The sequence below is a fragment of the Streptomyces sp. G45 genome (genome assembly GCF_049542095.1).
GTDB lineage: Bacteria > Actinomycetota > Actinomycetes > Streptomycetales > Streptomycetaceae > Streptomyces.
Genome location: NZ_JBMUZU010000001.1, coordinates 4,263,466 through 4,285,678, shown reverse-complemented (window position 1 = coordinate 4,285,678; position 22,213 = coordinate 4,263,466). Strand labels below are relative to the sequence as shown.

The 22,213-nt window shown below is 71.0% G+C and carries 24 protein-coding genes, 1 tRNA gene and 2 pseudogenes; 6 read left to right on the top strand and 21 right to left on the bottom strand.

All coding sequences use genetic code 11. From position 1 onward, the window contains the following. Window positions 1–16: 16 nt before the first annotated feature. The 7 genes from ACOBQU_RS17645 to ACOBQU_RS17615 form a co-directional block, all read right to left on the bottom strand. On the bottom strand, window positions 17–1,699 hold the full coding sequence (locus tag ACOBQU_RS17645) for a relaxase/mobilization nuclease domain-containing protein (protein ID WP_423628098.1): 1,683 nt from the start codon (window positions 1,697–1,699) through the stop codon (window positions 17–19). Beyond that, on the bottom strand, window positions 1,696–2,355 hold the full coding sequence (locus ACOBQU_RS17640; protein ID WP_423628096.1) for a plasmid mobilization relaxosome protein MobC: 660 nt from the start codon (window positions 2,353–2,355) through the stop codon (window positions 1,696–1,698). Before ACOBQU_RS17640 ends, ACOBQU_RS17645 begins: the two co-directional genes overlap by 4 nt. Window positions 2,356–2,499: 144 nt before the next feature. After that, entirely contained in the window at window positions 2,500–2,622 is a 123-nt protein-coding gene (locus ACOBQU_RS17635) for a hypothetical protein (protein ID WP_423628094.1), read from the bottom strand. A 68-nt stretch (window positions 2,623–2,690) separates the two neighbouring features. Beyond that, entirely contained in the window at window positions 2,691–3,428 is a 738-nt protein-coding gene (locus ACOBQU_RS17630; RefSeq protein ID WP_423628092.1) for a DUF2637 domain-containing protein, read from the bottom strand. Further along, window positions 3,425–3,667 carry a hypothetical protein gene (locus ACOBQU_RS17625; RefSeq protein ID WP_423628090.1) on the bottom strand — a complete coding sequence of 81 codons (243 nt, stop codon included), beginning with the start codon at window positions 3,665–3,667 and terminating at the stop codon, window positions 3,425–3,427. Before ACOBQU_RS17625 ends, ACOBQU_RS17630 begins: the two co-directional genes overlap by 4 nt. A gap of 197 nt (window positions 3,668–3,864) precedes the next feature. Then, on the bottom strand, window positions 3,865–4,524 hold the full coding sequence (locus ACOBQU_RS17620; RefSeq protein WP_423634561.1) for an ATP-binding protein: 660 nt from the start codon (window positions 4,522–4,524) through the stop codon (window positions 3,865–3,867). A gap of 62 nt (window positions 4,525–4,586) precedes the next feature. Then, on the bottom strand, window positions 4,587–5,507 hold the full coding sequence (locus ACOBQU_RS17615; protein ID WP_423628088.1) for a hypothetical protein: 921 nt from the start codon (window positions 5,505–5,507) through the stop codon (window positions 4,587–4,589). A gap of 386 nt (window positions 5,508–5,893) precedes the next feature. Between ACOBQU_RS17615 and ACOBQU_RS17610 the strand changes: the two genes are divergently transcribed. The 3 genes from ACOBQU_RS17610 (at window position 5,894) to ACOBQU_RS17600 (ending at window position 8,441) form a co-directional block, all read left to right on the top strand. Further along, window positions 5,894–6,409: a helix-turn-helix domain-containing protein gene (locus tag ACOBQU_RS17610; RefSeq protein ID WP_423628086.1), complete on the top strand. Its 516-nt coding sequence runs from the start codon at window positions 5,894–5,896 to the stop codon at window positions 6,407–6,409. 126 nt (window positions 6,410–6,535) lie between these two features. Then, complete coding sequence (locus tag ACOBQU_RS17605; RefSeq protein WP_423628084.1) at window positions 6,536–6,895, top strand: helix-turn-helix domain-containing protein; 360 nt, start codon at window positions 6,536–6,538, stop codon at window positions 6,893–6,895. Window positions 6,896–6,923: 28 nt separating this feature from the next. Continuing rightward, window positions 6,924–8,441, top strand: coding sequence for a LacI family DNA-binding transcriptional regulator (locus ACOBQU_RS17600; RefSeq protein WP_423628082.1), 1,518 nt, complete (start codon window positions 6,924–6,926; stop codon window positions 8,439–8,441). Between the two features lie 325 nt (window positions 8,442–8,766). On the opposite strand, the gene ACOBQU_RS17595 is transcribed toward ACOBQU_RS17600, so the two are convergent. From ACOBQU_RS17595 to ACOBQU_RS17545, 11 genes are all read right to left on the bottom strand, one after another. Next, entirely contained in the window at window positions 8,767–9,132 is a 366-nt protein-coding gene (locus ACOBQU_RS17595) for an STAS domain-containing protein (protein WP_423628081.1), read from the bottom strand. A gap of 188 nt (window positions 9,133–9,320) precedes the next feature. Further along, window positions 9,321–10,037 carry an ANTAR domain-containing protein gene (locus ACOBQU_RS17590; RefSeq protein WP_423628079.1) on the bottom strand — a complete coding sequence of 239 codons (717 nt, stop codon included), beginning with the start codon at window positions 10,035–10,037 and terminating at the stop codon, window positions 9,321–9,323. A 91-nt stretch (window positions 10,038–10,128) separates the two neighbouring features. Continuing rightward, entirely contained in the window at window positions 10,129–10,872 is a 744-nt protein-coding gene (locus ACOBQU_RS17585) for a GAF and ANTAR domain-containing protein (protein ID WP_423628077.1), read from the bottom strand. Between the two features lie 248 nt (window positions 10,873–11,120). Beyond that, on the bottom strand, window positions 11,121–12,569 hold the full coding sequence (locus ACOBQU_RS17580) for a PP2C family protein-serine/threonine phosphatase (protein ID WP_423628075.1): 1,449 nt from the start codon (window positions 12,567–12,569) through the stop codon (window positions 11,121–11,123). A gap of 57 nt (window positions 12,570–12,626) precedes the next feature. Further along, on the bottom strand, window positions 12,627–13,268 hold the full coding sequence (locus ACOBQU_RS17575; protein ID WP_423628073.1) for a hypothetical protein: 642 nt from the start codon (window positions 13,266–13,268) through the stop codon (window positions 12,627–12,629). Next, window positions 13,265–13,423 (bottom strand): hypothetical protein, encoded by a 159-nt coding sequence (locus tag ACOBQU_RS17570; protein WP_423628071.1) that lies wholly within the window; start codon window positions 13,421–13,423, stop codon window positions 13,265–13,267. Before ACOBQU_RS17570 ends, ACOBQU_RS17575 begins: the two co-directional genes overlap by 4 nt. A gap of 5 nt (window positions 13,424–13,428) precedes the next feature. Beyond that, a complete protein-coding gene (locus ACOBQU_RS17565; RefSeq protein WP_423628069.1) occupies window positions 13,429–13,764 on the bottom strand; it encodes a DUF5994 family protein in 336 nt (111 codons plus the stop codon). A 109-nt stretch (window positions 13,765–13,873) separates the two neighbouring features. Then, window positions 13,874–14,875: an acyl-CoA desaturase gene (locus tag ACOBQU_RS17560; protein ID WP_423628067.1), complete on the bottom strand. Its 1,002-nt coding sequence runs from the start codon at window positions 14,873–14,875 to the stop codon at window positions 13,874–13,876. 78 nt (window positions 14,876–14,953) lie between these two features. Continuing rightward, on the bottom strand, window positions 14,954–15,265 hold the full coding sequence (locus tag ACOBQU_RS17555) for a hypothetical protein (RefSeq protein WP_423628065.1): 312 nt from the start codon (window positions 15,263–15,265) through the stop codon (window positions 14,954–14,956). Further along, the gene (locus tag ACOBQU_RS17550) at window positions 15,262–15,540 is read right to left on the bottom strand and encodes a hypothetical protein (RefSeq protein ID WP_423628064.1); all 279 of its coding nucleotides are present in this window, start codon (window positions 15,538–15,540) and stop codon (window positions 15,262–15,264) included. Before ACOBQU_RS17550 ends, ACOBQU_RS17555 begins: the two co-directional genes overlap by 4 nt. Before the next feature lie 6 nt (window positions 15,541–15,546). Further along, window positions 15,547–16,122 (bottom strand): DUF5994 family protein, encoded by a 576-nt coding sequence (locus tag ACOBQU_RS17545; protein ID WP_423628062.1) that lies wholly within the window; start codon window positions 16,120–16,122, stop codon window positions 15,547–15,549. A gap of 414 nt (window positions 16,123–16,536) precedes the next feature. Here ACOBQU_RS17545 and ACOBQU_RS17540 point away from each other — a divergent pair, with 414 nt between their 5' ends. Beyond that, window positions 16,537–17,007 (top strand): DUF5994 family protein, encoded by a 471-nt coding sequence (locus ACOBQU_RS17540; protein WP_423628061.1) that lies wholly within the window; start codon window positions 16,537–16,539, stop codon window positions 17,005–17,007. Window positions 17,008–17,151: 144 nt separating this feature from the next. On the opposite strand, the gene ACOBQU_RS17535 is transcribed toward ACOBQU_RS17540, so the two are convergent. Then, window positions 17,152–17,225, bottom strand: a tRNA-Pro gene (locus tag ACOBQU_RS17535). 109 nt (window positions 17,226–17,334) lie between these two features. Beyond that, window positions 17,335–18,269 (bottom strand): annotated as a pseudogene (locus ACOBQU_RS17530) (metallophosphoesterase). A 196-nt stretch (window positions 18,270–18,465) separates the two neighbouring features. Between ACOBQU_RS17530 and ACOBQU_RS17525 the strand changes: the two are divergent. After that, entirely contained in the window at window positions 18,466–18,933 is a 468-nt protein-coding gene (locus ACOBQU_RS17525; RefSeq protein ID WP_423628059.1) for a GatB/YqeY domain-containing protein, read from the top strand. 167 nt (window positions 18,934–19,100) lie between these two features. Here ACOBQU_RS17525 and ACOBQU_RS17520 read toward each other — a convergent pair. Then, window positions 19,101–21,403: pseudogene (locus tag ACOBQU_RS17520) on the bottom strand (transglycosylase domain-containing protein). A gap of 395 nt (window positions 21,404–21,798) precedes the next feature. Between ACOBQU_RS17520 and ACOBQU_RS17515 the strand changes: the two are divergent. Beyond that, window positions 21,799–22,170, top strand: a complete 372-nt coding sequence (locus ACOBQU_RS17515) for a WhiB family transcriptional regulator (protein WP_423628057.1) — start codon at window positions 21,799–21,801, stop codon at window positions 22,168–22,170. Window positions 22,171–22,213: the final 43 nt, after the last annotated feature.

Genomic DNA, 22,213 nt, shown 5'->3' with positions numbered 1-22,213 from the left:
GCTCGCGATGGGCGTGTCAGCGTCGCCGCGCCTGGGGCCACTGTGGTTGAGCAGCCGGTGGTGATTGCACCGGCGTGCTCGAACGCCGCGCATGGCTCCGCACCTGTGCCGCACGCGCGCGGGTGCTGGGCGCCGACCTCGTACTGAGGCGTTCGACGCGCCACATCAGCACCCGCGCGGGGCGGCGGGCATCGTCGAGCGCACGTTGGTCGGCGGCCTGTTGCAGGAGCTGCTTCGGGTCGTGCCCGGCCTTCTCTGCGTCCGCGAGCACGGCAGCGAGCGCGTCGAAGGCCGGATCCTCCAACACCTGTTCCGCGTGATCGGACACTGTCTGCCGGACGAGGAGGATGTGCCGCTCCACCACCTGCTGGGGCGGCCTGCGCTGGGCGAGCACGGTCAGTGGCGCGATGGCAGTTTGTTCGTAGGCGGCGTGTAGGTGGACCAGGGCCTGGTGGGCCGCGGCCACCTGTTGGTCGTGGTGGCGGAGCTGGTGCCAGCGGGCGGCGGCGATGATGGCGAGGATCGCGGCGTCGAGGAACATCGCCAGCAGGGCGCCGTCCTTGGGGGTGGGCTCGCGGACCATGGCCCGCACGGCGCCGCGCAGAGCGCGGGCGTGCTGGTGCTCAGCCTGGATACGGGAGCGAGTGGCGCGCTCGAACGCCTCAGCTGCCTGACGGAGTTGGGGCTGAATTGCCTGGGGCGCGCGAAGGGGTAGGGCGTCGAGGGCTTCACCGAAGGCGGTCAGATGGGCTTGAGCGGCTACGTCGTCGCCGTGTTCGAGGTGGTGGGGGATGCGTTCTGCGGCGGCCGTCGCCTGATGCCACGGGTTGGTCTTGCGCGGGCATCGTTGCGGGTCGGTGGCGTCGAGGCGCTTGCGGATCTTGGGCAGGGAAAGGTCGGGGGAGAGTTCGGAACCGGAGTACCAGATCGGTTCCTGTACGGCGTTGACGTCGCCTTCGAGGGCGACGGTGTAGCCGCGTACGTCTCCGGAGGGGAAGTGCTTGACGTCCACGAGGATGCCGTCGGTGTGCTCCAGGAGACGGATGAACTCTTCGGTGCTGGTGGCGGCGGCCACGGCGGTACGGATCGTGGCGCGCAGGTGTTCGCGGGCGGTGCGGGCCTGGCCGGCGCGCCTGGCCTTCTCCTGCTCGGCGCGGGTGGGCCGCTTCGCGGCGGTGCGGTCCCCGCGTATGACTTGGAAGAGGTCGTACTCCTTCTCGATGGCGGCGAGTTCGCGGTCGGCGGTGAGGTAGTCGTTCCAGTGGCGGGCGGTGCGCAGGTCGGAGCGGACTTTGGTGGCGGCGATGTGGATATGGTCGGGTGCGTGCCGTACGGCGACCCAGCGACATCCGTCCGGATCACCGTCCGGCGCGATGCCGGTGGCGGCCACGACGCGGCGGGCGATGTCGCCCCACTCCTCGTCGCTGAGGTGACGGTCGGTCTTGGCGGCACGGACTGAGCAGTGCCACACATGCTTCTCGGGCGCGCGACCGAGCCGCTCGGCCTGCTTGACGTGCAGGTCGAGGTCCGCGACGAGAGCCCTCTTGGTGGCGTCGAAGTCGTCGGCGCGGCCGGGGTCGGGGGCGAAGCCATCCCAGGAGGCGACCCGGTGCGGGTCGGTGTGGCCCTTCTTCTTCGTGTTGTACAGGTAGCGGATCAAGTCGGCGGTGTCCTGGCCGCCGGTGATCTTCGCGATCATCGGGCCGCCTTGTGGCTGACGGCCTGATTCGCGGCTGCCGCGATGTGGCGCACGGCCTCACCGACCGCGTCCAGGGTGCGGTCGGTCTGGGCGAGGAGGGCGCTGTCCCCAGGGTGTGGATGGCCGCCGGAGTTGAGCTTCTTGGCGATCTGGTTGACGTTGCGGCCAATGGTGGCGACCTGCTGGCGCAGGGCGTTGAGCTCGTCGATGTAGTCGTCCAGCTGGGTGCGCTGGCCGGGCACGGTGAGGTCACCTTCAACATGGGCCAGGGTGACGGCGGCGACGTAATGGGCACCGCTGAGGTTCAGTGACGTGGCCTTGGCGCGGATGGCGTCCCTCTCCTCAACGCTGTAGCGGGCATCGACCCGCTTCTTACGCCGGCCGCTGGGGTCGGGCTTGCGACGTTGGGCGACACGGTGCAGGGCGGCTGCTTCGGCGGCGCGCGGCAGCGGCACGGCGGCGGCGGGATCGGCGTCGGCGGGCTGCTTCTCCTCGGGCACCCCCTGGTGCCCGAGTGCCTCCGCCACCCCCGGGGCGGAGGCTTCCCCGTGGGACCGGCCCGTGGACGGTCCAGCGGGATACCTTGCTGATGCGGTGGCTTGGGTCGTGGTCATCCCCTGCTGAGGGGAGGGGAGTTCGTGGTGCTGATCGTGCATGGAGTGCGTCTCCGTAGTGGGTGGGGTGGTGATGTGCTGCGGGAAGGGGCTGTGCGCGCGGTTGCGAGGGCGTGTGCCGGAAGTGATTCCGGCACACGCCCACGGCATTCCGGTACGGCCTTCGGGGCGTAAGGGCCCGTACCGCTAGTGGCTGGTGGCGCCCTGCAGGATTCGGACGGCATCGCTGTCGGCCTTGAGGGCGTCGAGGATCGCTGCGACCCGGTGGTTGGCAGCTTTGCGGTTGCGCTTCTTGAGTTCTGCGCGCATGTCCGCGACGGAGGGCAATCCGGTGTCGTCGGCGAGGTCCAGGGCAATGGCCCGCAGCTCGCCATCGGTCAGGTCGGGCTTGCGCCCGGGGAGCCGCCCTTCCCCTTCCCGGGTTGCTTCCGTTCCGGTTTCACCGGCGGATTCCTGTCCCCCTCGGGCTGTTCCGGAACGTTGTGGGCCAGATCCTCGCTGCGTCGACCGCTGAGGGCGTCTTCCGGTTTGGGATCGCGTGCCGGATGCGTTTGGTCATGGGAACGCGGACCGGTACCGGATGCCGGTTCCTGCGGCGTTCCGGATGCGGCGGCCGGTGGATCGACGGGGCCGTTGGGTTCAGTGACCGGTGCTTCCTGCGCCAGAGCGGAGACCGGATCCGCGCGGTCGGTGGGACGCTCGACGAGCTGGTGGATCTGGCGCATCAGTACGGCGAAGGCCAGCATCGCGGCGAGTGGTGGCACTGCGGCGACCACGTAGTCGAGCAGGGACACGGTACTGGGTCTGCTTGTGCCGCTGACCCCGGCCACGTTCAGGGCGATGGAGCCGACCGAACCGATCACGGTCACGGCGATGGCCCATCGGTCGGTGACCCGGCGCAGGCCCGCGCGGAGCATGAGTAGTTCGCCGGCGACGATGAACGCGTCCAGGGTGGCAGGCCATGCCCAGCGGCGGACCGGTGAGCTTCCCAGCCCGTGCTGGCCGGCGACGTCGGCCAGGTGTGCGTAGGAGAGCCAAAAGGCTCCGGCGGTGAGGACGACGATGACGGCGCCCGCCGCCATGAGGGCAGCTCGCTCGGCGGCGTGCTTGGTCATCGCTTCCCGCCCATCGCCGTGGCGCGCACGCTCGCGATCCATACGAGCCGGGGGTCCAGGGGCGTGCCGGGGCGCCAGCCGATGTCGGGCCGGGCGAAGGCGTGTGGGGTGATGGCGGAGAGGGCTCCGGCGGTGGCGCCGGAGGGCAGGGCGAAGCCGACTCGGTCGAGTGAGGTGGTGCCGCTGCGGACGGATCGGCTGCCGCGTGTGGCGGGGGGTATCGGGGCGGGGGAGTGCAAGGCGGAGGGCTCCAGGGTGGTGCGGTGGGGCTTGTGGAGTGGGGGCGAAGGGCGTTCACGTTGGCCCCCGTCTCAAGGGGCCCCGCGCGTGTATGCCTGGGCGCGTGTACGACGCGGACGCTCGCGTGATCGCTTTGCGCGGGGCCGGTAAGGGCTCGGCCCACGGCAGTGCGGTGGCGCCGGGGCGCAGGCGCCTGTTAACGCCCGTGTGGGCCGGTGCCGGTGCGGCGCCTGCGGTCGGGGCCGTCGAGGATGACGCGGCGGGTCATCTCGGCGAGGCGGGAGGCGACGCGGTCGCCGACGGCGGTGCGCAGGTCGGCGATGGAGAGGTTGGTGGTGATGAGGGTGGGCAGCTCGTGGACGTACCGGTGGTCGATGAGCCGGTAGGTCAGCTCCTCGGTCCACTCCGACGACTTGGCGGCGCCGAGGTCGTCGAGGAGCAGCAGCGGGCTGCGGGCCAGTTCCTGGAAGCGGCGTTCGCCGTCGTGGCCCTGGCGCGGGCGCACGGTGGCGTGCAGCTCGGCGGTGGTGATGGCCTCCCAGCGCAGCCGGACCCCGGCGCCGAGCAGCGAGCGGATGGCGCCGTACGCCTGGTAGGTCTTGCCGGTGCCGGTCGGACCCGCGATCAGCAGCGAGGGACCGTAGGCGATGCCCGGCGCGCCGCCCGGGCCCGGCCGCCCGGCAGCCGCGATCTCCTCGACCCAGGCCGATACGTGGGCGTGATCGGCCAGGGCGTCGCGGTAGCGGCGCGGGATGCGGGCGGCGGCCAGCTCCAGCGCCGTCACCGGCTCCGGCGAAGGTGTCGCGTCGACCACGGCGGTGGGGTCGATGTCGCGGGCGGCCAAGATCGCCTCCAGCTTGGCCACGGCGCCGCCCAGTTGGCGCGGCTCGCGGGCAGCGGTCGCAGAGGTTGTCGTGGTCACAGCTCACCCCCGTACGCGGCCTGCGCGTCGACCGGGTTGGTCCACGGCCGGTGCCCTGCGGACGTGCCACCCGTGGTGGGCGGGTTCATGGCCTCGTTGACCAGGCTCGGCAGCACGCTGGGGTGCAGGCCCTTGGCGCGCAGCCGCTCAAGCCCGGCGCGCACATATGCCGCGTCGATGCCTTCGCCGAGCAGCTTGGCGGTCTCCTTGCCGAGATGCCCCAGGAAACCGCTGGGCGGTCGGTTGGCGCATGCGGCGGCGTACTCGGCGATGAGCGTCTTGGCCGAGACGGACTCGGGTGTGGGGGCGCTCGCGTCCCCCACCGGAGGTGATCCTAGATCCAGGATCCTAGGTCCTAGATCCGGACCCTGAGGGTTCACCGAGTCCTCCGTGAGCCCTCCCGGAATCCTCCGTGATGCCTCACTGAAACCCTCCTGACCCGCGGGTTCGCCGTTCTTCAGCGAAGGCTCCCGCAGAGTGCGCGCGTCCTCGGTGAGGACTCCGGGAGGGCTCACTGAAGGCTCCGTGAGTTCTCCGTGATGGCTCCCGGCAGGCAGCGCGGGCCGTCCGCCCTCATGGTGCGGGCAGGCAGGGCAGCGGCTGCCGCTGGGCCGGTTGATCTTCTGGTGCTTGGCCCAGGTGACGATGTGCAGGTAGTTCTTGCCGTCGTCGCCTTCGTAGCGGCAGATCAGCCCGGCTCCGGCGAGCTGGGTGAGGTCGTCCTCGACCGCCAGCGGGCCGTGCTCGGGGCGCAGTGCCCACAGCGCACCGGCGATGACGGCGGCCTGGTCGCGGAAGCGGCCGTGGTCGTCGGCCTGAGTGAGGAGCCCGAAGAAGGTCCGTTCCGCGGAGATCGAGACCTGGGCCAGCGACTCCGAGGTGAAGGCTTCCGGCTTGATGGTGCGTATCCGTGCCATGTCTATCGCCCCGCCTTCGCCGCCGACGGCGCTGCGGGCATCGGGTGGGCAGTGACGTGCGCGGATGGCGTTTTCAGTTGGGCATCGGCCATACTGGGCATCAGCTCCTCTGCTCGCGGGCCATGTGGGACGGCAATCCCGGTCTCCGCGGGTCGATCGCTAGGGATGGCGGTTGAGAGGTTTGCGCTTGAGCCCCCGGCACCGCCGGGGGCTTCTTTCATGTGACGTGCGGTCGTGCGGGGCTCCTCGGGTTGGTGGGGTGGGTGCCACCAGTATGCCACATGAATTGCAGATCGCAGCAGTGTTTTGCATCTCGCAGTGAAGATGCTACTGTTTAGGTCGTGCTGCAAACCGCAGTGCGTCGCTACGAACGGAAGGAGGTGGCGGTGGCGGAGGAAGAACCGTCCGAGGGCGCCCTGCTCAGCGGCGAGGCGAACGTCGCAACCCGCATCAGGGTGGAGCGCGAGGCGCGCGGCTGGAGCACCAACGCCCTGTCCGACCGGCTCAACGAGGCCGGCTTCGAGATGAACCCGTCCGCGGTCTGGCGGATCGAAAACGGGAAGCGCCGCATCAACCTCGACGACGCCATCGGCTTCGCCGAGGTCTTCGGCATCGACCTGCGCAACCTCGTCGGGCCGCCCCAGCTGGCGGCCAAGGCCCGTGCCATGGAGCTCATCGACGAGGTCGTGGACGCGTTCCGCGCGACGCAGCGGGCCAACATGGCCTTCACTGAGGCGCGCGACGCTCTCGACGCCTACCTCGCCGAGCACCCCGACATCCGCGAGGAGGCCGACCTCATGGTCCAGTCCGCCATGGCGGAGGAGGCCAGCAAGACCATGCTGAAGATGCACGGTCCTCCGCCCGGTGAGCACGGTGATACCGGCTCCGTCGCCGAGGCGTAGCCTCCAGTTCCTACTTCCGCCCTGGGTCCGCAAACCCCCAGCGCGGGAGCTTCACCTTCATCCCTAGCGATCGACCGGCGGGTCGGCATTGCCGTGCCACATGCCCGCCAGAAGAGGACTCACCCGTTGCGCCAACCCGCAATATCCCCTGCCTCCACACATCTTCCGCGCCTCTACCTACCCGAGGAGGTCGCCGAGGCCCTCGGCTGCTCCGCCTGGTGGGTCAAGGACCGCGCCCGCCGCCGCCTGATCCCCTACACGCGGGTCGGCCGTGCCTACCGCTTCACCGGCGAGCACCTCGCGGAGATCATCCGCATGCACGAGGCCCACCCGGCTGCCCCTCAGCAGCAGGTTGCGGCTGCCCGTGCTCCCAAGGCGCCAACCTCCCTCCCTTCCGCATCGCCTGCTGCGTCCGCGCCCACGGCTCGCCTGCGCGCCCGGCCTCCGCGCCGAGTCCGCCAAGGCCAGTTCGGGACCGCCGCATAGCCGACGACACAGGAAAGGGGAGGAGTACGTGGGTTTCGCGGAGAAGCGCGGAAACTACTGGCGCGGTCGCTACAAGATCGCGCCTGGCAGGCACCTGACGGTCGTCGACGAGAATGGCAAGGCGCTCAAGTTCGCCACCAAGGGCGAGGCCCAGCGTGCCGCCAGCGAGGCGGAGAACAAGTACCGGCGCGGCGACTGGCGCGACCCGGCGCTCGGCCAGGAGACCTTCGGCGAGTACGCAAACCGCTGGTACGCCGCCCAGGACCTGGCCGCCTCGACGATGCAGAACTACAAGCGCCACATCGAGGAGCACCTGCTCCCCGAATTCGAGGACAAGGCGCTCGCGGGCATCCTGCGCACGGACGTCGAGCTGTGGGAAAAGAAGGAGCGAGCCGCGTACGCGGCCTCCAGCGTCAAGACCTGGCGCTCCACGCTCCACCTGATCTTTGAGGACGCGATCGACGAGGGTCTGCTCACGTCCAACCCGGCCGCCCGGCGACGCGGCCGCGGCAAGCGCGCCGGGCGCTCCCGCGCCCGCGGCCCGGAGAAGGTCGTCACCGACGCGCTCGGCATCCTGCTGACCGCCGAGCGGGCATCCCTGCTCTCCGGCCGCGACGACGAGTTCGTCGCCACAGTCCTCAAGGGCTACACCGGCAAGCGCTGGGGCGAAATCGTGGGCCTGGAAACGGAGTTCGTGCGCCCCAACGCCTTCAGGGTCGAGTGGCAGCTGTACGAACTCGACACGGGCGAGCTGGTTCGCTGCCCGCCCAAGGACGACAGCTACCGCACCATCGACGCGATGGACTGGCTGTCCGCCCTGGTCGCCAACCACGTCGCCCGTACGAAGCCGACGCCCTGCCCCTGCCACGGCAGGACGTACGTCTTCCGAGGGCAGGGTGCGGCGCGCACCGGTGGCCACCAGGGCGCGAAGCTCGTCGACGTCGCCCGCCGCGCCGAGGTCTCCACCGGTACGGTGTCCAACGTCCTCAACCACCCCGACCGCGTACGCGAGGACACCCGAGTCCGCGTCGAACTCGCCATCGCAGAGCTCGGGTTCGTACGGGGAGGCGCCCCGTCGGAGCACGCAGCCCACTGGCGCCGAAACGGCTTCGCCACCTGGCTGTTCACCCCGGCTGTCTCCGGCTGGTACCCGAAGAAGGCACCCCAGGAGGCACGCCCGGTGCCGATCCTCGGCGAGCCGTGGCCCGGCATCCCGGCGCGGGGCCGAGGCGCCACCGACCGGGCCGACGCCTGCTGGCTCCCGGTCACCAAGGGCCTCACACCCCACGGCCTGCGCCACACGCACCGGACGATGATGGAGGACCTCGGCACCGAGAAGGTCCTCATGGACGAGCGCATGGGACACGTCGACGGCTCCGTCTCCGCGCGCTACGCCCACGTCACTCCTGGCATGCGCAAGCGCCTCATGCTCGGCCTGACCGAGCAGTGGGAGGCGGCGCTCGACGCCCGGCTGGCCATGTGCCCAACGTCTCCGGTGCGCGTGCTCAATGACCTCCTGCGCGCACGCGCGGCCGCCCTCGGGTAAACGGCTCCCGGAGAGCCGGGACGGACCTGGCGCTTCTCTTGTGGACGGCGTTTCCGGACGTTCAGCGGCTGTTCCGATTGGTCCTTGGCAGTCACGGAAGGGGCTTCGAGAGAGTGGAGGCGGAGCCCAGGAGACACCGTGGGGACTGCCATGCGCCCGGCCTGCGGACCCACTCCCCATGGGGCCGCGGCCGGGTTGCCTCGACCGGTCCGCTGAGTACCCCTGAAGACGCAGCGGACGGGAGGCGCACAGTCGACCGGGGACTGGGGCCGCTTGGTGAGCCTAGCCGCGCTGGGGCGGTGAGCCCAGGGGGATTTCGCGTCGGTCAGGCCGCAGCCTGCGGTGGTACGGGTGCGGGCAGCTCGCTCAGGATCTCGAAGTCCAGGCGCAGCTGTGGATGGCGGAGCAGGTGGAGGGTTGCGTGACCGGTGCAGATGAGGCGTAGGCGTCCGTGTGGGCTGCTGGACCTGGCTCGGGCGCGGTTGAGAAGTCGTACGCCGGCGCAGTCCATGAAGTCGACGGGGCGCAGATCGATCAGCAGGTCGGTGTCATTGGCGTGGGTGAGGCCGTCGAGGAATTCGATGATGCCGGGGGCTGTGTGGATGTCGATTTCGCCGCACAGGACCACCAGGGTGCAGTCTCCGTGGGGGCGGACTTCCTTGACACAGATCACTGACGGGGGCGGGGTCATGGCGACCCTCTTCTCCGGGGCAGATGTGCGTGGGGACCGGATACCAACGGGATCTGGGTCGGCAATTCAGAGTAGCGGGCTGTGCCGGCCTGCTGACCGGTTGTGCCGAAAGGCTGCGGACGTGAAGGCTCCGCTGCTACAGGGCGACGGGCTGGGCACCTGACGGCGGGCTTCTCGGCGGGGCGCTGTCATGGGACAGGTCTGGGTTCGCCGTCTCCGTTGTCGTCCAGGCGTAGTCGGCGGGCCAGTACGTCGCGGGCGACGTCCAGCAGGGGCCGGTCGTGGCTGAAGGCGTGGCCGCGCAGGCGGATCAGGGCGTGGTCGCAGTCGGTGTCCAGTTGGTCCGCGAGCATGCCGGTGGCCTGGTGGACCTCGGCGAAGTGCAGGCCGGGCTCGTCGAGCAGCGGAGTGTGGGGAAGCTCCGCCCGGGTGGCGGTGGCGATGGTGACCTGAGCGATGGTGTCGGCCAGACCGAACGCGTCGGTGAGCTGGTCGGTGGACATCGGTCCTGGCCGGGTGCGGTGGCCGGTGAGCGCGCCGAGCGCGATGACCCCGATGCGCAGCGGGAAGGAGAACACCGCGCGTACGCCCAGCGCCTCGATGGCGCCCGGCAGGCCGGGCCAGCGGTCGGTGGCGAACGTGGCGGTGTCGGTCACGTCGGGCAGCAGCATCAGGGCCCCGTGGCCGGCGGTGTCCAGGCTCGGGCCCTGGCCCTGGACCTGTTGCAGGTCTTCCAGCGCGAGGGTGCGTTCGCCGTAGGACTGCACCAGTTCGGCCGGGTTGCCGCCGGGCGCCAGGAGCAGGGCGAGACCGTCCAGGCCCAGCATGTCGGCGCAGGCCGCGAGCGGCAGCGGTGCCAGACCGGGGCCGGTGTGGGAGCTGAGGGTGCGCAGGTAGTCAGCCATCACCGGATGAATCACCGAAGCCGCCCCCTTTCGGACACAGTGCAGATCATCCGGCAGTCGGCCCACCAGCCAGCACCGATGGGCCGACGCTTCACCGATCGCGCCGCGTGAGGAGAGAGGCGTCGGCCGTGCCTTGCAGGACTTGGCGGGCGATCTCGGTGAGCCGTGTCTGGTGATCGCGAGCGTAGCGCCGCATGAGGGTGAACGCCTCCTCGACACCGATGGCGCGGCGGTTCGCCAGATAGCCCTTGGCCTGCTCGATGATGACGCGGCTGTCCAGGGCGGCCTGTAGCTGTGCGGTCACTGTCATCTGCTCACTCACCGCCCGCTGCTGCAGGACGCCGATGGTGGCGGTATCGGCGAGCGCCTGTCCCAGCTTCACCTGGGAGTCGTCCAGGGGGCCTGGCTGGTCCCGGAAGAGGTTCAGGGCTCCGATCACCTGGTGGTGCAGCCGGAGCGGGGCCGCCACGACCGAGGTGAAGCCGAGCTCCACGGCCCGCGGCGCGAACCGGGGCCAGCGCATCGTGGCCGCCCGCGTGGCCAGCGGTACGTCAGGCACCTGTTCCCTGGTCCGGAAGCAGTCACGGCAGGGGCCCTCGTCCCACTCGATGCTGGCCAGTTCCAGCCGGCGGGTGCGCTCATCTGAGGCGGCGGCGTCCACCAGCCGACCGCCGGGAGTGGCGAGCATGACTCCGGCCGCGGCGACGTCCAACAGGTGCACGCAGTGCTCGGCGAGCGTGTGCAGGAAGCCGATGACGTCGAAGTCCTGCACCAAGGTGTCGGCCAGGTCGACGAATGCCGACGCCAACTGCTCCTCACGTGGCAGTTCAGGCATGCCCCACCCACCTCCAAGAGTGATCCGGGGACACCTTCCCACAGGATGCCGTCTCCCGCTGCCACCTAGTCTCGTCCCCCTCGCGTGCCGTGACCAGTGTCCTGTGAAAGTGCCGCCCCGGCGTAGCCGGAAAGCGGCCGGGGGCTCCCTCCACGCTGTTCGCGGTTCTCCGGTACACCGGTCCAGTCGCGGGACCGGACCGACCGAGGGGCTGGAGGCAGCACTCGACGTCCGTCTCGCGACCTGGCTCATGTCAGCGGTGAGCGTGCTTCTAGTGTCCTGGTGGCTCTCGCGGCGGCGAGGGGGACGCTGGTGTGGGTGGTGCCCGATGCGCCGATGGGTGTCCCGTTGGCTTCCAGGGGCGTCGCGCTGAGGGCCAGGAGGGCCACGTCGTCCGCCGGGCCGTCGGGGAAGGTGGCGAGGAGAGTGGTGAGGTCGTCGATGATCGCGGCCGCGCCGGGGGCCGTGCTGGTGGCCGCGTGGTGGGTGAGGTGCGCGGCCAGGCTCTCCTCGTCGAATCGGGCGCCGTGGGAGGTTCGGGACGCGATGAGGCCGTCGCTGTAGAGCAGGAGCGCCTCGCCCGGTGCCAGGTGCAGTGTCCGGGAGGCGAACGGTGCCTCGGCGAGTGCGCCGAGGAGCATGCCGCCGGTCAGTTCCACCGGTTCCGCACGGGGCCGCCGTCCCCGGCGTGCCGGGCGTAGGTGGTACGTGGGAGGGTGGCCGCCCCCGGTCAGGGTGATGGCGAACCCGCCCGCGGGGTCGGGAACCAGGGTGCCGAGGACCAGTGTGCACAGGTGGACGTCGGCGGCCCGATCCGCCAACAGGGCCCTGTTCAGCGTCTCCAGGACGGTGCGCGGGTCGGTCTCCAGCGGCGCCGTGGCACGCAGGGTGTGGCGGATCAGCGAGGTGAGGGAGGCCGCCGTCGTGCCTCTGCCGCTCACGTCACCGAGGCAGAACGCCCACCGGTCGGCGCCGAGGGGAAAGACGTCGTAGAAGTCGCCGCCGATGTCGTGGACGGAGGCGGTGGTGTAGTGGCAGGCCGCCTGCAGGCCCGGGACCTGGGGCAGGGCCGGCGGCAGCAGCGTGTTCTGCAGGGCCGCGGCGAACTCGGCGGCCCTGGCCCGGTCCCGTTCGGCCCGGTCGCGCGCCGCGTGTGCGGCCTGGAGGAGTTCGCGTTCCCTGCGCAGCACCCGCAGCGCGGAGAGGCGCAGCTCCAGCTGGTCCATGACTAGCGCTGCCAGGTCGGTCAGGGCGGCGGCCCGCTCGGGTGGGATCCGGCGGGGCCGGATGTCCAGGACGTCGACCGCGCCGAGGCGGTGGCCGTCTGGGGTGGTGATGGGGGCGGCAGCGTAGAAACGGACGCCGGCCGGGCCGGTCACCATCGGGTGCGCGCGGGCGAGAGGGGAGCGATGGGTGTCGCGGATGACCAAGGGGGCGTCGGAGAGGACGACCGAGGTGCTCAGGCAGGCATCCCGGCCGGCCTGGGTGACACCGGCGAGCCCGTACGCGGCCTTGAACCAGACCCGGTCGGTGTCGACGATCGTCACCCTCGCCATCGGCGCCCCGAAGAGACGCGCGGCCAGCGCGGCGATCCGGTCGAACGCCCCGTCCGGCGGGGTGCCCAGGACGTCGTAGCGGCGTACCGCCTCGACACGCCGCGCCTCCCGATCCTGATCCCGCTCGGGGGGCGACTCCATGCTTCCCGTCCTGTCCGTCATCTGGATCGCTCCCCCGTCCTGCGGGGCTCGTTCCGGTTACTCGGGGCGCTGTGTACGGGCGTTGTGCGCGAGGCCGTCCGGACGGCCCGCCGCGCGTTCTCCCAGGGGAAGGACCAGGGCGCGCAGCACCGCGGGGTCGGAGGGCCTGCGGACCTGTCCGATGTCCTCCCACCCCCACGTCTGGAAGGCGGCGTGGACCGTACGATCAGCCTGGTCCACCAAGGTGGCGCCGAGTGAGGCGTGGTGGTCGGCGAGCAGCCGCGTTTGCAGCAGCCGGGCGAGACCGGCTGTGCGCTCGTGCGGGTGGACCACGATCTCCGTGACGGCGAAGGCGTGCCCGGAGGAGGTCAGTTGCTCGACGGACTTGGGGAGGTCGCCCTCGAAGCCCAGCCACCAGGTCCCGTCGCGTGCGATGGGGAAGCCGAAGGCACAGCCCGCCAGGGTGGTCGTCTCGGCGAGCAGCATCGAGAAGCCCGGGCGTCGTACGGAGTCCGCGAGGCGCCGTAGGAAGTCCTCCCTGCGGCGGTACGTCTCGCCGGTCGCGGCGTCGGAAGACTCGACGTACAGATCCGCCAGGTCCTCCCGGAGCGTCTCGGCCTGCCAGCGGTTCAGGCAGCGCAGGCGCACCGCGTCCAGGGTGGAGCGCTCGTGGCCCGGTCCGGAGCCGGCGGCCGTCATCGCGCACCTGCCGACGACAGGGGCGCGGGCCGCCGCGCGGTGGGCGCGCCCCCGGTGCGGCTCGCCGGTGTGTCGATCAACAGGAACGCGCAGTTGTGCATGTGTACCGCCATGGTGACGAGGGGCAGGGTGATGGTGGGCAGGGCTGTGGCCATGGCGGTTACTTCGCCACGGCGGATGCCATGAGCGGTTCGGCGTCCGCTTGGTCGATCTCCGGTGGCACGACGAGGAGGTCCCATCGGCCACGGCCCGGGGTGAGCAGGCAGATGCTGTGGCGGCCGTGCGCGCCGGACGTTTTGTGCAGGCGTACGACTCGGTTGGCGATGAGTACGCGGCCGGGCGCGGTGGCCCACATCGACGCGTGCACGCTGACGGCGGCGATGTGTCCCCAGGACGGTGGCAAGGCTGCCAAGAGCGGCGGAAGTTCGGCCATCAGGTCTCGGGAGCGGGGCCACCAGGCGCCGTCGATGCGGCGCGGGATCGCTTCGCGGGGCATCACGCGCAGACGCACGGCAGGTTGAACCGGAAGGGGGAGGTCTGGGGGGTGTGCGGTTGAGGTCATGGGGGCTCCTGTTCGGGGCGAGGGGGCGGTTTGCGCAGTGCGTTCATGAGCGGCGGGTGGCGAGGCGGTCCGGGGTGGGCCAGCGGACGTCGTGCACCCAGCCGAGGCGTTCGAGGAGGCGGATGACGGCGGCGGAGGGGTCGATCTGGCCGCGGTCCACGCCGTGGCGGGCGCTGGTGGGGTCGGCGTGGTGCAGGTTGTGCCAGCTCTCGCCGAAGGAGAGCAGGGCCAGCGGCCACAGGTTGGTGGCGCGGTCGTGGCGCCGGGTGCGGAAGGGGCGTCGGCCGATCACATGGCACAGGGAGTTGACGCTCCAGGTCACGTGGTGGAGCAGCGCGATGCGCACCAGGCCCGCCCACACCAGGGCGGTGGTGGCGTGTACCCAGGTGCCGCCGATCGCCCAGCCGAGGGCGAAGGGGAGGGCCAGGGTCAGGACGCACAGGGCCGGGAAGGCCCGCGAGACGGCGCGGATGTCGCGGTCGGCCAGCAGGTCGGGGGCGTAGCGCTCGGCGGGAGTGGGGTCGTTGCGGAACAGCCAGCCGACGTGGGAGTGGGCCAGGCCGCGCAGCTGGCCGCGCAGGTGGGTGCCGTAGCGGTAGGGGGAGTGCGGGTCGCCGGGGCGGTCGGTGAAGGCGTGGTGGCGGCGGTGGGTGGCGACCCAGCCGATGACGTCGCCCTGGAAGCTCATCGACCCGGCCACCGCGAGCACGATCCGCACGGGCCGGGCGGCCCGGTACCCGCCGTGGGTGAGACCGCGGTGGAAGCCGACCGTGACGCCCAGGCCGGTGAGCGTATAGAGGACGAGGGCGAGCAGGACATCGGCGGGGCGGATGAGACTGCCCCACAGCAGCCAGGCGGCCAGGCCGAGTGCCAGGAACGGGAGCACGACGATCGTCGCCGTCACGGTCACGTACAGGCGGTCGCCGGGGCCGCGTGGAGGCGGCGGGTCCTCGGCGGGGAACGGGGCCGTCCCGTCGTACGTGTGGGATGTGGTGAGGGCGTGCGGCGGGGCGGGGACTTGGGAACGGGTGGTACTGGGGGACATGCAAGGCTCCTTGACCTCGGTCCGGAGGGGGCGGGCCGGGGTCCGGGGCCAGCGGGTGCGCGAGGGGCGACCCAGAGGTCAGGTCGTTTCGTCGACGTGGGTGCGCTGTGTCTGTGAGCGGCTGTCGGCAAGCCAGGACCTGGGTGCCGGTTCCGGCTCTCGGGTGCGCAGGGTGTCCACCGTCAGGTGGAGGCGGGTGCCGCATCCCTCGCCGCCCGCAGGGTAGCTGCGGGGCTCGTCGCAGACGAGGATCCGGCCCAGGGCCCGTGCAACCAGCCGGGCCGCGTCGGGGTCGGCCGCGATGATGCGGACCTCGACGCGCCCGCCGGCCGATTGCTCCTGTGAGCTCGGCCCGGCCGTGCCATGCTGCGTCGCCGTACGCCCGGTCATGCCCTACGCCCCTTCGTGGCCCTGTTGACCTTGCGCCGTGGACGGAGACGTCCGCGACCTCCATCCCGGTGGTCGCGGCGGACGCGGACGGCGGGCGGACGAGCAATGTCGGACGGCGGCCGTGCAGGGCTGCGGGTTCCGGTACGGCCGGTGAGGCGACGGCTGTACTGGCGCAGAGCGATCCGCCCGGCCTGCTGGTCGTTGAGACGGTGGATCACGAATGCTCCCAGGGCGATCATCGCGAGGATGACGGCGACGGTGAGGCCGGTGTCCATGGCCCGTCACCTCCCGCCGGTCGTGCCGACGGGCGGCGCGGCCATGGCGCCGCCCTCCGCCTCCCACGCCTCTGCCTGCGTGCGGCCCGGCGGGTCCGCCTCGGTCGGGGCCACGGGGTAACGGTCCAGTTCGTCGGCGAGGAGAGCGCTGCCCGTACGGACGATCAGAGGATCGCAGGCGGCGGCCATGAGACGCCCGGCGGCAGCCGCCCCGGTCTCCGGGGGAATGATCAGCAGGTCCCAGCGCCCGACGTGGTAGGAGAGCACCAGGAGTTGGTGCGGGTCCTGTTCGTCCTTGTACCAGCCCACCTTGACCACGTGGCCGTTGACGGGGACCTTGCGCGGTACGACTGGCCAGTGCGTCGGGTTGACCGTGACGCGCGTGATGCGGCCCCACAGCGGATCCAACAGGTCGGTCAGAGCGGGAAGTTCACGAGTGAGATCCCGGGAGCGCGGCCACCAGGCGCCGTCGAGCAGTCCGGAGAGCGGGCCCGGAGGCTTGAGGGAGAGCCGCAACGGCGGGTAGCCGGAAGGCTTGGTGATCGGTGTGGCTGGCGGGGGTCGTGCGGTGAGCACCGTCATGGTGTCAACCCGTCCCCGGGTCCGTCGTGCCCGGCCCGGTGCTGTCGAATCGAGAGAGATACCGACATGGAAGCCGGTCAAGAAATGCTCTCGGTACTACCGAGCGTACTCCTGCGGCAGAACTAACCACGACTGCCTGACCGTTCCCTGTTGAGGGACTGTGCCTGCCGGCAGGGGTAGCGGCCAGGAGTAGGCTGGCAGCACCGAGGGATCTGCGTACACAGGCCCAGATGCCCGTGTCGCTCTCGGCGAGTCACCGGACCGGGTCCGCCTGGGGCGAGGTCGCGCCATGATCATGAACACGCTTTGTTCGAAGAGGGCGCCCGTCAACGGCCGTGTGTTGTCTGCGGGTTGCCTCACAGCTGAGCAGTACCCCCAGCGGCTGCTGCCGCCCTCCGCGGCGGGCGGCACGCCATGACCGCCGACCCCACGCCTCCCGCGATGCTCCTCGCGGACACCCAGGCCCATCAGGCGGCCCCCGGCACGGCCGTCCTGAGGATGGAGACGACGCCCCGCCGCGACGGGACCTTCGACGGCGCGTGGTGGCCGCGATCCAGGGACCTCGAAACCCAGCTGCCCGGCCTGATCCGCGCGCTGACCGAACGCCTCGGCCCCCTCGCGCGTATCGGCCTGGACGCGAGCGCCTGGGACGTGCACACGCGCCACGCGATCGTCGACGGTCACATGGTCCGCATCGACTGGTCCGCCGTCGACGACAACACGATGCTCATCACCCGCGGGCGGCAGGACATCTTCTCCTTCCTGATGCTCCCGCCGCAGATCGACACGACCGCCGCGCGCGCCGCCATGGCCATGGCCGTACAGGACGGCAACAGCGCATCGGCCGCGGAGATCCTGACGGCCACCGGAATCACCTCCGCTTGAGGGACCTCCGCAGGGGCTCTCTCCGCGGCTCCCCGGGAGCCGGATCTCGAAGTCGGCTCCCACATGGCTCCCAAAATGGCCCCCGGAACTACTCAGGGGCCTGACCCGCTGCGCGGATCAGGCCCCTGACCTGGTATTTCTCTGTCGGGGTGGCGGGATTTGAACCCACGACCTCTTCGTCCCGAACGAAGCGCGCTGCCAAGCTGCGCCACACCCCGGTGTCGATGCTCCGCTGCCTGTCAGCTCTGCTGTGCAGGTCGCGGCGACATCGATTACTTTAGCGGACCGGCGGCCGGAGACGAAATCCGGTTTTCCGCGGGGGCCGGGTCAGGGCCGGGCGGTGCGTTCCGTGAGGGTCAGGAGGGTGGCCTCAGGGGGCAGGCGAAGCGGAACGGGGTGTAGCGGTTGGCGCCGCAGCCTGCGGAGACGTGGAGGTACGAGGTGTGGCCTCCGGCCTCGTGCGTGGAGAGGCCCTTCACGCGGTCCGTGTCCAGGTCGCAGTTGGTGACGAGCGCGCCGTAGAAGGGGACGCACACCTGGCCGCCGTGGGTGTGGCCCGCGAGGATCAGCGGGTAGCCGTCCGCCGCGAAGGCGTCCAGGCTGCGCAGGTACGGCGCGTGGACGATGCCCATGGAGAAGTCGGCGGCGGTGTCGGGGCCCCCGGCCACGGCCGCGTACCGGTCCCGCTTGATGTGCGGGTCGTCCAGGCCGGTGAACGCGATCTCGTAGCCGTCGATCTTGAGGTTGCCCCGGGTGTTCGTGAGGTTCACCCAGCCCGCGGAGTCGAAGCCGTCCCGCAGGTCCTCCCACGGGTTGTGGATGGCGCCCACGACGGGCGGGTTGCCGTTGAGGCCGTGGCGGCCCTGGACCTTCTCCAGCAGGTAGCGGGCGGGGTTGCGCGGCCTGGGGCCGTAGTAGTCGTTGGAGCCGAAGACGTACGCCCCGGGGAACTGCATCAGCGGGCCCAGCGAGTCCAGGACCTCCGGCACGCCCTCGGGGTCCGAGAGGTTGTCGCCGGTGTTGATCACCAGGTCCGGGCGCAGGCCCGCGAGCGAGCGCAGCCAGCGCTGCTTCTTGCGCTGGCCGGACACCATGTGGATGTCGGAGACCTGGAGCACGCGGAGCGGTCTCATGCCGGGAGGCAGTACGGGCACCGTCACTCGCCGGAGGCGGAAGAGGCGGGACTCGATGCCGACCGAGTAGGCGATTCCGGCTGCGGCCGTCGCCGTGATTCCCAGGGGTACTGCGTATCGCGCGCGCATGTGTCCATCGTGTCAGACCGGGGCGTCAAGTCGGTTCGGGGGGACGGGGGATGGGCGTCCCGCGGTCCGTCCGGCGCCTGAGGACCGGCGCGGCGGCACGTCAGCGGGGCCGCCGGGGCCGCCCCGGCCGCCCCGCCGAGGCGGCCCGCCCGAAATGCGCGGGCACCCGGCCCCGCCCACCTGCCACAATTGCCCCATGACCACGCTCAAGTCGAAGCTTCAGGACGACCTCAACGCCGCGATCAAGGAGCGCGACGAGCTGCGCTCCTCGACGCTCCGGCTGACGCTCGCCGCCGTGACCAAGGAGGAGGTCGCGGGCAAGGAGAAGCGCCAGCTCTCCGACGACGAGGTGCAGAAGGTGATCACCCGCGAGGCGAAGAAGCGCCGGGAGGCCGCCGAGGCCTTCGCGCAGGGCGGCCGCGCCGAGCAGGCCGAGCGCGAGAAGGCCGAGGGCGAGGTCCTCGCCGCGTACCTGCCCAAGCAGCTCTCGGACGACGAGCTGGAGCGGATCGTCGCGGAGGCCGTCGCCGAGGCGAAGGCCGCGGGCGCGGAGGGGCCGAAGGCCATGGGTCAGGTCATGAAGATCGTGAACCCGAAGGTCGCGGGCCAGGCGGAGGGCGGCCGCGTCGCCGCCGCCGTGAAGAAGCTGCTCGCGGGCGGCTGAGCCCCCGGCCCGCCGCCGCTCCGGGCGTCCGCCCGGCACCTGCCGGGACGCCGATCCGGTACGCAGATGGGGGCGCCCCCGAGTCCGGAACCCTGCGTCCGGCTCGGGGGCGCCCCCATCTGCGTACCTACGACATTCGGATGCCCTACGGGCAGCGGTACGGACAGTCAGTGGCGGCTCCAGCCGCCACCGCCGCCATGGCCGCTCCCGTTCCCGTTCCCATTCCCGTTCCCGCCGATGACCCCCGGCGGGAGCGAGATGCCCGGCCACGGATCGCGGCCGTTGCCCCGGTCGCCGCGGTCACCGTCGCCGTCGTCGTCGCCCGGCCGCCCGTCGTCGTGACGCCCGTCACCCTCGTCACCGTCACCGTCACCGTCACCGTCACCGGAATCCCGGTCGCGGTCCCGGTCGCCGGGGACGTGGACGGTGTGGAAGCCGGGGTCCGGCTTGCCCGCCAGCGCGCCGCGCATCGCGTCGCGCCAGATCGGGCCGGGGACCTCGCCGCCGAAGACCTTGCCGTAGGGGCGGCCGCCGATGGTGATGTCGATCATCTTGCGCTCGTGGGCGGGGTCGCCGACCCACACCGCGCCGGACATGTTCGGCGTGTAGCCCGCGAACCAGGCCGCGTACCGGAAGTCCGTCGTACCCGTCTTGCCCGCGCTCGCGCGGGAGCCGAGGCCCGCCTGCTGGCCGGTGCCGTCCTCGACGACGCCCTTCAGGAGCGTGTTGACGGTGTCGGCGGTCCGCTCGGACATCGCGCGCGAGCAGGTCGACTTCGGCACCGGCAGGGACTTGCCCGCGACCGTCCTGATGGATTCGATCGCGATGGGCGTGCAGTACGTGCCGCGCGCCGCGAACGTCGCGTACGCGCTGGCCATCGTCAGCGGCGACACCTCCTGGGTGCCGAGCGCGATCGACGGGGCCTGGTCCATCGGCTTGCCGTTGGCCCGCTTGACGCCCATCTTCTCGGCCATCTCCGTGACCGGGCAGATGCCGATGTCCTCGATCATCTGTACGAAGTAGGTGTTCACCGACTTCGCGGTCGCCTCGCGCAGGCGGTAGGGGCCGACCTCGGACTCGTTCTCGTTGGTGAGCTTCGCGGGCTGGTTGGGGTCGTTCCGCCACCACTTGCCGTCACAGGCCGCGACCCGGTCCGGGTAGGGCATCTCGTACGGAGCCGAGTACCGCTTGCCCGCGTACATGCCGCGCTCCAGGGCGGCCGCCGCCACGATCGGCTTGAACGTCGAACCGGGCTGGTAGCCCGCGCCGCCGCCCATCGCGTTGTCCACGGACAGGTTGATCTCGGTCTCGTTCTTGCCGTAGCCGAAGGGGCGGGACTGGCCCATGCCGAGGATCTTGCCGGTGCCGGGCTCGACGATGGTCGCGGCGGTGGCGACGTCGTCGGTCCGGTAGACGTGGTCCTTGATCGAGTCCTGCACCGATTCCTGGGTCTGCGGGTCCAGGGTCGTCCTGATGCGCAGCCCGCCGCGGTTCCACAGCTTGGCGCGGGCCTCCTTGGTCTTGCCGAAGGCCGGGTCGCTCTTGAAGACCTTCTCCACGTACTTGCAGAAGAACCCGGCGCCCTTCACGGCCGTGATGCAGCCGTTCTTCGGGCGGCTCACGTCCAGGCCGAGCGGGGTCTTCTTGGCGCGGTCGGCCTCGGCCTGCGAGATGTCGTGGGTCTCGGCCATGCGCTGGAGTACGACGTTGCGGCGCTGCTTGGCCTCCGTGGCGTCGTTCACCGGGTCGTAGCGGCTCGGGGACTGCACGATGCCCGCGAGCAGCGCGGCCTCCTGGAGCTTCAGGTCCTTGGCGGGCTTGGAGAAGTACCGCTGGGAGGCGGCCTCGACGCCGTACGCCGCCTGACCGAAGTACGTGATGTTCAGGTAGTTCTGGAGGATCAGCTTCTTGCCCAGCTCCTCCTCGACCTGGATCGCGTACTTCAGCTCGCGGATCTTGCGGCCGAGGGTCTGCTGGGTGGCCTCGGCGACCTTCGCGGGGTCGTCGCCCGCCTCCTCCACGAAGACGTTCTTCACGTACTGCTGCGTGAGCGTCGAGGCGCCCTGGGAGACGCCGCCGCTCTGCGCGTTCTGGTTGAGGGCGCGCAGGATGCCCTTGAGGTCGACCGCCCCGTGCTCGTAGAAGCGGGAGTCCTCGATCGCGACGATCGCCTTCTGCATGTACGGGGAGATGCGGTCCAGCGGGACCACCGTGCGGTCACGGGAGTACACCGTGGCGATGGGGCCGCCCGCGGAGTCCAGGATGGTGGTGCGCTGGCTCAGCGGCGGCTGCTTCAGATTGGCCGGGAGCTCGTCGAAACCCTCGACCGAGCCCTTGGCCGCGAGCCCGAGCGCCCCCACGGCGGGCAGCGCGATGCCCGCGAGCACCGCGCCCGCGAGCACGCTGACGCCCAGGAACTTGGCGGCCTGCTGCGCGGGGAGAGCCCTCCGCCCGATCGCTTGTTTCCCATGGGGGCAGCCTACGTTCTGAATCGCCGGACAGGCGTATATGCCTTGGCCTAAGCTGCACCCAACTGTCACAGCAGTGCGGTTCCGCACCAGTGCCAGTGCCGTTCCCGAACCCCGCACGTGTCCGTCACGCGTCCGTCACGCGCTCCCCCCTCGCGTGCCCGCGGCCGCCGTGACCCGCGCTGAACTGCCCGTATTTGCCGGGTTGGTCGCGCATGTCGCCAGCTCACTCCGTCGGGTGATCTGCCGCTTACGCATAGTCCGTTCGGGCCATTCAAGATTGGGCCCGAAGGGGGTGTTGCGCTGTGCCCACCTTCCGTAACGTCCTCAACTGGCGGCGGTGAATATGCCGCTGCCGCCGTGGGGGAGCCTCGATTCGGGAGAGGACGGCGCCGGTATGGGCTGGGTAACCGACTGGAGTGCGCAGGCCGCCTGCCGCACTACCGATCCGGATGAACTGTTCGTACAAGGAGCAGCGCAGAACAGGGCCAAGGCGGTGTGCACCGGATGCCCGGTGCGGACCGAGTGCCTCGCGGACGCGCTGGACAACCGCGTCGAGTTCGGCGTGTGGGGCGGCATGACGGAGCGGGAGCGGCGTGCGTTGCTGCGCCGACGCCCCACCGTCACCTCATGGCGTCGGCTCCTTGAGACAGCGCGCTCCGAGTACGAGCGCGGCGCGGGCCTGCTGCCCGTGGAGTTGGACGGCGAGGAGACGGCTGGCGCCCGCCACCAGTACCTCGTCGACGAGAGTTACGCGGCCGTGGGCTGATCCCCACGGGGTGTGACACCGAGCCAGGTGGTGTGACATCGGG